The sequence below is a fragment of the Acinetobacter johnsonii genome (genome assembly GCF_048551975.1).
GTDB classification, from domain to species: domain Bacteria; phylum Pseudomonadota; class Gammaproteobacteria; order Pseudomonadales; family Moraxellaceae; genus Acinetobacter; species Acinetobacter johnsonii_A.
In genome coordinates this window covers 1-447 of the sequence record NZ_JBIMCF010000088.1, presented here as the reverse complement: position 1 = coordinate 447, position 447 = coordinate 1, and the positions used below count along the sequence as shown (strand labels likewise).

The window sequence follows — 447 nt, the reverse complement described above, 5'->3', positions numbered from 1 at the left end:
ATTCACCTGTTAAATAGCACCAACAGAAACCGATAGCTAGCACTGCTATCAATTTCTTGACTCGTCTAGGGTCTGTTAAACGAGTATTTTCAAGATTAAACCCGCGTCCTTTGAGACAACTGAATAAGGTTTCAATTTCCCAGCGTAATGCATAATCCTGAATAGAATTGGCATTAAACTGAGGAGAAACGACGAGTAAAAGTTCTCCATTTTCTAACTGTAGTGCACTTATATATAGTTTCACTCGACCAACCAAAATCCGTCGTTTACGACATTCAATTTGACCAACTTGAAGATGGCGAAATAAATCACTGATTTTATGATTCTTTCCTAAATGATTGGTGACAATAAAGTTTTTTTAACACGAATGCAGAAGTTGATGTCTTGTTCAATTAACCATGTAAACCACTGCTCACCGATAAACTCTCTGTCTGCGAACACATTCAC

1 pseudogene is annotated in these 447 nt (G+C 37.1%); it reads right to left on the bottom strand.

What is annotated here, in order from left to right:
* A pseudogene (locus ACG9ZB_RS16750) lies at positions 1-447 on the bottom strand (IS4 family transposase); the annotation flags it as partial.